Below are 9,228 nucleotides of genomic sequence, written 5' to 3'. Positions count from 1 at the left end.
CGGGAGCAAGCCCCCTCCCACAGAGACAGCGTTAAGCCTTAACTGACTGGCATTAAGGCAAACCCCCTTCCCATATTGGCCATGCATGTTGCCGGGTTACAGGCTTTCCAGAATGTCGGCCATGTCGTCGGCATGCTCTTCTTCCTGGGCGAGGATTTCTTCGAAGAGGCGGCGGGTGGTCGGGTCTTTATCGCCGATGTACTGGATGATTTCGCGGTAGCTGTCCACTGCGATACGCTCGGCCACCAGGTCTTCGTAGACCATCTCTTTCAGCGAGTTGCCGGCCACGTACTGGGCGTGGGAGTTTTTCGTCAGCAGGTCCGGGTTGAACTCCGGCTCACCGCCCAACTGCACAATGCGTTCGGCAAGTTTGTCGGCGTGCTCGGCTTCCTGGGTCGCGTGTTCAAGGAATTCATCGGCGGCAACGGAGGCTTTGATGCCGCTGGCCATGAAGTAGTGACGCTTGTAGCGCAGTACGCAGACCAATTCAGTGGCCAACGATGCGTTGAGCAAGCGGATGATTTCTTCGCGGTCGGCATCGTAGCCTTCGGTGACGGCACCGTTTTCGACGTTCTGGCGGGCGCGGCTGCGCAGGGTGGCGACGTCGGTCAAATTTGCTTGGGTCATCTCGATCTCCTGGTACTAATCCGGTGTTGCGCCACGCTCTGCCGGCGTGATCGCGTCCAGTTGTGAGTCCCAGGCAAGGGCAAAAGTTTTATCGGATTTGAGCCGACTTCACTTCTTCTTGCATCCATTGGAAAAACGCCCGCACGGGGGGATGCCGCTCGCGCCCCGGTACGCAAAGCGCGCTGTAACCGGCGCCGTCGACGCTGACGTCGGGGCGATAAGGCACCAGCAAGCCGCTGGCGATACTTTCCGACACGAGGATATTGCTTGCCAGTACCAAGCCCTGGCCGGCAATCGCCGCCTGCAGCGCATAGTGTTCTTCGTCGTATTCGCGCAATGGCGAAGCTTGCGCCAGCCATTGCTCCCCGGCTTTGTCGCACCAGGCTTGCCAACCCAGGGCGTAGAGCTTGGAGTTATGCCAGCGCACGCTGATCAACGTCGGCACCTGGCTGCCGGCCCGCGCCACCTGCTCAGGGGAGCCATACACCGCAAAGTGTTCATCGAACAGGCACTGGCCATACAACTGCGGGTAGTCGCCGAGGCTGTAGCGAATCACCAGATCGATGCTGGCATCCTGTTGCAAGTCGACGACTTCGCATTGGGTGTCCAGGCGCAGGTTGATATCCGGATGAGCGGCGTAGAAGCGGCCCAGGCGAGGCACCAGCCATAGCGCGGCAAAGGCCGGTGTCGTCGACACCGTGAGCTGCCCGGCACTGCGTTGCGGGCGCAAGCTGTCCAGGCTTTGCGCCACATCCAGCAACGCGCCGTGCAGGCTGTGAAACAGCCGCTCGCCGCCTTCGGTCAGGCGCACCTGGCGCGGCAGGCGTTCGAACAGCGCAAGGCCCAGCCAGGTTTCCAGTGAGCGAATCTGATGGGACACCGCCGTAGGCGTTACCGCCAGTTCCTCGGCGGCCGCCTTGAAACTCAACAGGCGCGAAGCGGCTTCAAACGTACGCAGGGCGGTCAGGGGCAGGGCAGCGAACATTCGGGCTCCATGGATGAAATTGATTCATCCGGATTAACTATTGCTCATTTGTCGGTGGGCACGCTCGATTTTAGATTGGCGAGCATAAAGGCGCCACCCAGGTTGCCTGAGTGTACCCTCTGAAGGTTTGCATAGATGAAAAAAATGCTTGTTGTACACGCCAGCCCACGCGGTGAGCGCTCCCATTCCCGGCGCCTGGCCGAGTCGTTCCTCACCGCTTGGCAAGCCGCCAACCCCGATGCTCGCCTGACCCGTCGTGAAGTCGGACGGGCCTTTATTCCCCACGTCACCGAAGCCTTCGTCGCGGCGAATTTCTACCCTGAGCCGCAAGCGTTGCCGAACGTGATGAAGGCTGATTTGCAATTGAGCGACGAACTGGTCGGTGAACTGATCGAACACGAGCTGCTGGTGATTTCCATGCCGCTGTACAACTTCGGCGTACCCAGTGGGCTCAAGGCCTGGATCGATCAAATCGTGCGTCTGGGCCTGACCTTCGACATCACGCAAGACAGCCAGGGCATCGCCCAGTACCAGCCGTTGCTCAAGGGCAAGCGCGCATTGATCATCACCAGCCGCGGCGGCAATGGGTTTGGACCGGGCGGTGAATACGAATGGATGAACCATGCCGACCCGCACCTGCGCACGGTGCTGAGTTATATCGGTATCGATGATGTGCGGGTGATTGCCGCCGAGGGCGAAGAGTCGGACAAGCGTGTATTCCTGCGCGCCTGTGACGAAGCCGAGCGCCAACTGCATGACCTGGCCGGGTATTTCTGAACCCCCGGCAGTCACGGGGCGGTCATATCGATTGGACTAGGATGGTGTTATTGCCGACACGATCAGGATATGCGCTCCATGCCCGACTCCCTCGCCACGCGTTACCCCCTGGTATTGGTCCCCGGCATGCTGGGCTTTGTGCGCCTGGGCGGGTTTCCATACTGGTACGGCATAGTCCCGGCGCTGCAGGCGGGCGGGGCGCAGGTCTTTCCTGTGCAAGTCGCGCCGCTCGATTCCAGCGAGGTGCGCGGCGAGCAATTGCTGGTGCACATCGAGCGCATTCGCCGTGAGACCGGCGCCGACAAGGTCAACCTGATCGGCCACAGCCAGGGCGCGCTCACTGCCCGCTATGCAGCGGCCAAGCGCCCGGAATGGGTGGCATCGGTGACCTCGGTGGCCGGCCCCAACCACGGCTCGGAACTGGCCGACCATTTCCATCTCCATTACCCGCCCGAGGGTGTAAAAGGTCGCATCATCAGCGCGCTGTTTCATCTGGTCGCCTGGGGCATGGGCGTGCTGGAGACCGGCTATCGCGGGCCGCGCTTCAAGGCGGATCTGCGCGCCTCGCATCAGTCATTGACTAGCGATGGCGTAACGCTGTTCAACCGTCAATACCCACAGGGGCTACCCCAGGCATGGGGCGGCCAGGGCCCGGAGGAGGTCAACGGTGTGCGCTATTACTCGTGGTCGGGCACCTTGCAGCCGGGCATCACCGACCGGGGGCGCAACCTGTTCGACGGGAGCCATCGAAGCTGCCGCTTGTTCGCCCGCAGCTTTGTGCGGGAAAAGGGCCAGTGCGACGGCATGGTCGGGCGCTACAGCTCGCACCTGGGGGTGGTGATCGGTGACGACTATGCCTTGGATCACTTCGATATCGTCAACCAATCCATGGGACTGGTGGGCAAGGGCGCCGAGCCTATCCGCTTGTTTGTCGAGCATGCGCGGCGCTTGAAGGATGCCGGGGTTTAGAGCGTGAGGCTGAGTTCAGGCCGCCCTGACCGGTGTGGTCCAGCGCTCCGACAGAATCACCCCACCCAACGTCAGCAAACCTCCCACCAAGTGATACAGCGCCAGCTCTTCCTTCAATACCAACGCTGCGATCAGCGCCGTGATCAACGGCAGCAGGTTGAAAAACAGCGTGGTGCGGCTGGGGCCCAGGGTCTTCACCGAGTGCATCCAGGCCAACGGCGCGAGCATCGAAGCCAGCAAGCAGGCGTACAGCACCAAGGGGATATTCGCCCAGCCCAAGCCGGCCTTGGCCGAGAACAGGAACAGCGGAAACAGCACTACCACGGCCACCAGCACTTGCAGATACAGCAACACCAGCGGTGGCAGGCGCAACTGCCATTTTTTCAACAGGGTGCTGTAGACCGCGTAGGCGAGCGTGGCCACCAGCATCATGCCGTCGCCCAGGTTGACCCCATGTTGCAGCAGCGCGCCCAGGCTGCCGGCCGACACCACCACGACCACGCCGGCAAATGACAGCACCGCACCGGTAAGGGCGCCGAAGGTGAGACGCTGGCCGAGGCTGATGATCGCGGCGGTCAGTGCCATCAACGGCATCAACGACAAGATGATGCCCATGTTGGTCGCGCTCGTCAGGGAGGCTGCGTAGTACGCCAGGCTCTGGTACACGGCCATGCCGAGCACGCCGAGGATAAAGACCTTGCCCAGGTTCGGGCGGATGTTCGACCAATGGGCAATCACCGGCTTGAGCATGAACGGGGTGAACAACAGTGCCGCCAGCAGCCAGCGATAAAAGCCGATCTCCGACGGGAAAATCGAGCCCACGGCCAGTTTGTTGACTACGGTGTTGCCGGCCCAGATAAAAATGGCCAGCAGGGGATACGCGTATTGCATCGAGAGAAACCTGGTGTATTGACGAGGCGCGATTATCCGCTGTCTGGATAGCGGCTTATACTGCAAACCAGACAACCGACCCTTGTATCCAGACAACATGGCCAGACATACCGTACGCCTCGCGGATTTCCGCCGGCTGCCAAGCCCCGTGTATTTCCGTTACTCCGATTTCGCCCCCGATACCGAGTGCACCCCACACGAGCACTTCTGGGGATCGCTGGATTATTCCGCCAGCGGCGTCATGCGCATGGAGGTGGCGGGCAGCCGCTTCATGTCGCCCCCGCAGTATGCGGTGTGGGTGCCGCCGCATACCGAGCACAGTTCCTACAATGCCGAGGCGATTGTCTACCATTCGGTGGGCCTGGCCCCGGAGCTCTGTGAGCAACTCCCTGCGCAGCCGTGCACCCTGGCCATCAGTGACATTCTCAAGGCCATCCTGCGCGATTTCGCCCAGCGCGGCGTCAATATCCCGCAGGCCGACGCTGATATTCGCCTGGCCCAGGTGCTGGTGGACCAGCTCAAGCAAGCACCGATCCACGATTGCTTTCTGCCTTACGCACGCCATCCCGGGCTGTTGAGTGTGTTGGAAGGCATGCAAGCCGAGCCCGGCGATAATCGGCCGTTGGCACAATGGGCCGAGCAGGTGCACGTCAGTGAGCGCACCCTGGCGCGGCAATTTGTGCGGGAGTTGGGCATGAGCTTCGGTGAGTGGCGCCAGCGTCTGCGCTACCTGGCCGCCATCGAGGCGCTGGACAGCGAACGCAGTGTGCAACACGTCGCTTTTGACCTCGGCTACAGCACCGCGTCGGCCTTCATCGCCATGTTCCAGCGCCACGCCGGTTGCACGCCGGAGCAGTACCGTCGGTCAAATATTCGCGGACGCTGAAGATGTAACAGGTTTTGGCTACACTGCTCGTAGGCCGTGCCCCTTCGGCACGGTAACAGGGAGAAAACTCCATGAAGATGTTGCGTGTTCCGCTGTTGATGATCGGTTTGTTGCTGTGTTCCCAGAGCTTTGCCGAGACCGCTCAGCAAAACAAAATGACCACCTGTAACGCCGATGCCACCACCAAGGCGCTCAAGGGCGATGAGCGCAAAGCCTTCATGAGCACATGCCTCAAGGCCGCCCCGGCTCCGGCTGCGAAAACCCTGACCCCTCAGCAGCAAAAGATGAAAGACTGCAATGCCACGGCGAAAACCCAGGCCTTGACCGGCGATGCGCGCAAGACTTTTATGAGCACTTGCCTGAAGAAGTAATAGCCCCAAGCCATAGAAGGCTGCGACACTCGCACACAGCCCTCTGCTGCCGGGACGAGCGACTTCGTTCCGGCGGCAACATCCTTTAACGTCGTTCGTTTTGAGGCTGTATGCCAACGTTTTCTCAGCGTCACGTATTGTTGCTGGTCAGTTGCATCATCATTTTCGGCGGGTTGCTGCTGGTCCTGCCATTGAAACTACTGCCTAGCCTGCTGGCGGGTTTGCTGGTGTATGAGCTGGTCAATATGCTCACCCCGCAATTGCAACGGCTGATCGAAGGGCGACGTGCGCGTTGGCTCGCGGTGGCCTTGCTCGGCACATTGATCGTCAGCGTTCTGACGCTGATCTTCGCCGGTGCCATCAGCTTCCTGCTCCACGAAGCGGAAAACCCCGGGGCTTCCCTCGACAAATTCATGGGGGTGGTCGACCGCGCACGCGGCCAGTTGCCGCCGTTCCTCGATGCCTACTTGCCCGCCAGCGCCGCCGAGTTTCGCGTGGCCATCGGCGACTGGCTGAGCAAACACCTGAGCGAACTGCAACTGGTGGGCAAAGATGCCGCCCACATGTTCGTCACCCTGCTGATCGGTATGGTGCTCGGTGCGATTATCGCCTTGCAGCGCGTGCCCGACCTGACCAAGCGCAAGCCCCTGGCCGCTGCGCTGTTCGACCGTCTGCACCTGCTGGTCCAGGCGTTTCGCAACATCGTATTCGCCCAGATCAAGATCGCCGCGCTCAACACTGCCTTCACCGCCGTGTTCCTGGCCGTGGTGCTGCCTTTGTGCGGCATCCACCTGCCGTTGACCAAGACCCTGATCGTACTGACCTTCCTGCTGGGCCTGCTGCCGGTGATCGGCAACCTGCTGTCCAACACCCTGATCACGATCGTGGCGTTGTCGCTGTCGATTTGGGTGGCGGTCGCGGCGTTGGGGTATCTGATCGTGATCCACAAGGTCGAGTACTTTCTCAACGCGCGCATTGTGGGCGGGCAGATCAGCGCCAAATCATGGGAGCTGCTGTTGGCGATGTTGGTATTCGAGGCGGCGTTCGGCTTGCCCGGGGTTGTAGCGGGGCCGATTTACTATGCGTATCTCAAGAGTGAGCTGAAGCTCGGGGGGATGGTCTAAGACTTGTGCTGTCTGGGCCGGCCCCATCGGGAGCAAGCCCCCTCCCACACTTTGACGAGTGTACACATTCAAGTGTGGGAGGGGGCTTGCTCCCGATGAGGGCGCCACGGTCTTCCAATTGAAACTCAGTAGCCGTACCGCTTGCTGGCTTCAATTGCCAGGCCACTGCCGATACTGCCGAAGATATTCCCTTCCACATGCCGCGCCTTCGGCAGCATCGCCGAGATGCTCTGGCGCAGTGCCGGAATCCCGCTGGAACCGCCGGTAAAGAACACCGTGTCCACCTGCTCGACGCCTACGCAGGCGTCGTTGAGCAACTGCGTCACGCTACCACGCACCCGCTCCAGCAGGCTGTCGATGGACGACTCGAACAAGGCCCGGCTGAGGTCGACGCTCAGGCCCTTTTCGATACGGTCCAGTGGCACATGGCGGTTTTCTTCGTGGGTCAGCTGGATCTTGGTCTCTTCCACTTCCATCGCCAACCAGTGGCCGGCACGCTGTTCGATCAGCTTGAACAGCCGGTCGATGCCGCCGGTGTCTTCGATGTCGTAGCGCATGCTGCCCAGCGCCAGCTGGGATTTTTGCGAGTACACCGAGTTGATGGTGTGCCAGGTCGCCAGGTTCATGTGATGGCTGGTGGGCATATAGGCGCCGCTTTTCATGCGGCTGCCATAGCCGAACAACGGCATCATGCCGGCCAGCGACAATTGTTTGTCGAAGTCGGTGCCGCCGATATGCACGCCGCCGGTGGCGAGGATGTCGGCGTGGCGATTATCGACGGTGCGGAGTTCCGGGCTCAGGCGCACCAGGGAAAAGTCCGAAGTACCGCCGCCGATGTCGACGATCAGCACCAACTCTTCTTTTTCGATGGTGGACTCGTAGTCGAATGCCGCCGCAATCGGTTCGTACTGGAACGAGACTTCCTTGAAGCCCAGCTTGCGCGCCACCTCCACCAGAGTGTCTTCGGCTTCTTTGTCGGCCAGCGGGTCGTCATCGACGAAGAACACCGGGCGGCCCAGCACAACCTCCTCGAACTCGCGGCCGGCGGTGGCTTCGGCGCGATTCTTGAGCTGGCCGATAAACAGGCCCAGCAATTCCTTGAACGGCATCGCAGTGCCCAGCACGCTGGTGTCGTGCTTGATCAGCTTGGAGCCCAGCAGGCTCTTGAGCGAGCGCATCAAACGGCCTTCGTAGCCCTCGAGATACTCGTGCAGGGCCAGGCGGCCGTAGACCGGACGACGTTCCTCGATGTTGAAGAACACCACCGACGGCAGGGTAATCTTGTCGTCTTCCAGCGCGATGAGCGTTTCCATGCCGGGGCGGATCCAGCCGACGGTGGAGTTGGACGTGCCGAAGTCGATGCCGCAGGCACGGGCTGGGGAGGGGCTGTTCATGTCTATCGGGTTCCGGTCGAAAAAACGGCCGCGCAGTGTATGCCAGTCGAAGGCGGATGCGTAGGCCAACGCTCTGTTAAATCGTGCTTGAAAGTGCGCAATTTGCCCCCAAATCTGTTGCATACGGCAAGCGCCGATAACACTTTGACGCACTCCCAGGCCACAAGACTCAACAGGTGCAAAGCAGCGCACGTTGTGCCCCGGGCTGTGCGATCCCGATTTAGGATGGTGAACCGCCGATGGATTTCAAAGACTACTACAAGATATTGGGCGTTGAGCCGAGCGCGGACGACAAGGCAATCAAGGCCGCCTATCGCAAGCTCGCGCGCAAATATCACCCCGATGTAAGCAAGGAAAAAGACGCCGAGGAGAAATTCAAGGACGCGTCCGAAGCCTACGAGGCGCTCAAAAGCGCCGACAAACGTGCGGAGTACGATGAACTGCGCAAATACGGCCAGCATGGTCAGCCGTTTCAGGGGCCGCCGGGCTGGCAGAGCCGTGGCGGTTTCGGCGGCGGCCAGGATGCGGGCGATTTTTCGGACTTCTTCAGCTCGATCTTCGGCTCGCGTGGCGACGCTTTCGGCGGTGGCCAGCGCCGGCCTGCCGGGCGTAAAGGCCAGGACGTGGAGATGCAACTGACGGTGTCCCTCGAGGAGACGCTGTCTGCCGAGTCCAAGCAGATCAACTTCCAGGTGCCGCAATATGACGCCTCGGGCCGTCACGTCAGCAACACCACCAAGAGCCTGAATGTGAAGATCCCCGCCGGCGTGGCCGACGGCGAGCGCATCCGCCTCAAGGCGCAGGGCGCGCCGGGTATTGGCGGTGGGGCCAATGGCGACCTGTACCTGATTATCAAGTTCGCGCCGCACGCCAAATTTGAAGTGGACGGCGAAAACCTGGTGATCAACCTGCCGCTGGCGCCATGGGAATTGGCGCTGGGTGCCGAGGTGGCGGTGCCGACTCTCACCGGCAAGATCAACCTCAAGGTGCCGGCCGGCAGCCAGAATGGTCAGCGCATGCGCGCCAAGGGCCACGGTTTGCTGAACAAGGCCGGGCAGCGGGGTTACCTGTTCGTGCAGCTCAAGGCGGTGATGCCGAAGGCGGCTGACGATGAGGTCAAGGCACTGTGGCAAGAGCTGGCGCAGAAAGCCGCGTTCAACCCGCGCGAAAACTTCTGACCCTCAGTGCAGCGCCCCGGCGGGGG

The 9,228-nt window shown here is 61.2% G+C and carries 10 protein-coding genes; 6 read left to right on the top strand and 4 right to left on the bottom strand.

Translation table 11 applies throughout. From position 1 onward, the window contains the following. Positions 1-96: 96 nt before the first annotated feature. Entirely contained in the window at positions 97-627 is a 531-nt protein-coding gene (locus tag ACQRBT_RS06360) for a ferritin-like domain-containing protein (RefSeq protein WP_060755068.1), read from the bottom strand. A gap of 88 nt (positions 628-715) precedes the next feature. Then, positions 716-1,612, bottom strand: coding sequence for a LysR substrate-binding domain-containing protein (locus ACQRBT_RS06355; protein WP_412046613.1), 897 nt, complete (start codon positions 1,610-1,612; stop codon positions 716-718). Positions 1,613-1,747: 135 nt separating this feature from the next. Between ACQRBT_RS06355 and ACQRBT_RS06350 the strand changes: the two genes are divergently transcribed. Continuing rightward, positions 1,748-2,389 carry an FMN-dependent NADH-azoreductase gene (locus tag ACQRBT_RS06350; RefSeq protein ID WP_412046614.1) on the top strand — a complete coding sequence of 214 codons (642 nt, stop codon included), beginning with the start codon at positions 1,748-1,750 and terminating at the stop codon, positions 2,387-2,389. Positions 2,390-2,467: 78 nt separating this feature from the next. Continuing rightward, the gene (locus ACQRBT_RS06345) at positions 2,468-3,358 is read left to right on the top strand and encodes an esterase/lipase family protein (protein WP_412046615.1); all 891 of its coding nucleotides are present in this window, start codon (positions 2,468-2,470) and stop codon (positions 3,356-3,358) included. Positions 3,359-3,373: 15 nt separating this feature from the next. Here ACQRBT_RS06345 and ACQRBT_RS06340 read toward each other — a convergent pair whose 3' ends face one another. Then, on the bottom strand, positions 3,374-4,249 hold the full coding sequence (locus ACQRBT_RS06340; RefSeq protein ID WP_060755064.1) for a DMT family transporter: 876 nt from the start codon (positions 4,247-4,249) through the stop codon (positions 3,374-3,376). A gap of 97 nt (positions 4,250-4,346) precedes the next feature. Here ACQRBT_RS06340 and ACQRBT_RS06335 point away from each other — a divergent pair, with 97 nt between their 5' ends. The 3 genes from ACQRBT_RS06335 (at position 4,347) to ACQRBT_RS06325 (ending at position 6,630) form a co-directional block, all read left to right on the top strand. After that, positions 4,347-5,135 (top strand): AraC family transcriptional regulator, encoded by a 789-nt coding sequence (locus ACQRBT_RS06335; protein WP_060755063.1) that lies wholly within the window; start codon positions 4,347-4,349, stop codon positions 5,133-5,135. 71 nt (positions 5,136-5,206) lie between these two features. Then, positions 5,207-5,506: a PsiF family protein gene (locus ACQRBT_RS06330; protein WP_060755062.1), complete on the top strand. Its 300-nt coding sequence runs from the start codon at positions 5,207-5,209 to the stop codon at positions 5,504-5,506. Positions 5,507-5,616: 110 nt separating this feature from the next. Continuing rightward, the gene (locus tag ACQRBT_RS06325) at positions 5,617-6,630 is read left to right on the top strand and encodes an AI-2E family transporter (RefSeq protein ID WP_090367095.1); all 1,014 of its coding nucleotides are present in this window, start codon (positions 5,617-5,619) and stop codon (positions 6,628-6,630) included. Between the two features lie 125 nt (positions 6,631-6,755). Here ACQRBT_RS06325 and ACQRBT_RS06320 read toward each other — a convergent pair whose 3' ends face one another. Continuing rightward, complete coding sequence (locus ACQRBT_RS06320; RefSeq protein ID WP_412046616.1) at positions 6,756-8,024, bottom strand: Hsp70 family protein; 1,269 nt, start codon at positions 8,022-8,024, stop codon at positions 6,756-6,758. Positions 8,025-8,263: 239 nt separating this feature from the next. On the opposite strand from ACQRBT_RS06320, the gene ACQRBT_RS06315 reads away from it, so the two are divergent. Continuing rightward, positions 8,264-9,202, top strand: coding sequence for a DnaJ C-terminal domain-containing protein (locus ACQRBT_RS06315; RefSeq protein WP_090367094.1), 939 nt, complete (start codon positions 8,264-8,266; stop codon positions 9,200-9,202). Positions 9,203-9,228 lie beyond the last annotated feature (26 nt).

Source organism: Pseudomonas sp. R19M (genome assembly GCF_050312585.1).
In the GTDB taxonomy this organism is placed as follows: domain Bacteria; phylum Pseudomonadota; class Gammaproteobacteria; order Pseudomonadales; family Pseudomonadaceae; genus Aquipseudomonas; species Aquipseudomonas palleroniana.
This window is presented reverse-complemented; position numbering and strand designations above follow the sequence as displayed.

Bases quoted from the DNA above. Each gene is read 5' to 3' on its own strand.
- ACQRBT_RS06360 (WP_060755068.1), bottom strand. From the start codon at position 627: ATGACCCAAGCAAATTTGACCGACGTCGCCACCCTGCGCAGCCGCGCC.
- ACQRBT_RS06355 (WP_412046613.1), bottom strand. From the start codon at position 1,612: ATGTTCGCTGCCCTGCCCCTGACCGCCCTGCGTACGTTTGAAGCCGCT.
- ACQRBT_RS06350 (WP_412046614.1), top strand. From the start codon at position 1,748: ATGAAAAAAATGCTTGTTGTACACGCCAGCCCACGCGGTGAGCGCTCC.
- ACQRBT_RS06345 (WP_412046615.1), top strand. From the start codon at position 2,468: ATGCCCGACTCCCTCGCCACGCGTTACCCCCTGGTATTGGTCCCCGGC.
- ACQRBT_RS06340 (WP_060755064.1), bottom strand. From the start codon at position 4,249: ATGCAATACGCGTATCCCCTGCTGGCCATTTTTATCTGGGCCGGCAAC.
- ACQRBT_RS06335 (WP_060755063.1), top strand. From the start codon at position 4,347: ATGGCCAGACATACCGTACGCCTCGCGGATTTCCGCCGGCTGCCAAGC.
- ACQRBT_RS06330 (WP_060755062.1), top strand. From the start codon at position 5,207: ATGAAGATGTTGCGTGTTCCGCTGTTGATGATCGGTTTGTTGCTGTGT.
- ACQRBT_RS06325 (WP_090367095.1), top strand. From the start codon at position 5,617: ATGCCAACGTTTTCTCAGCGTCACGTATTGTTGCTGGTCAGTTGCATC.
- ACQRBT_RS06320 (WP_412046616.1), bottom strand. From the start codon at position 8,024: ATGAACAGCCCCTCCCCAGCCCGTGCCTGCGGCATCGACTTCGGCACG.
- ACQRBT_RS06315 (WP_090367094.1), top strand. From the start codon at position 8,264: ATGGATTTCAAAGACTACTACAAGATATTGGGCGTTGAGCCGAGCGCG.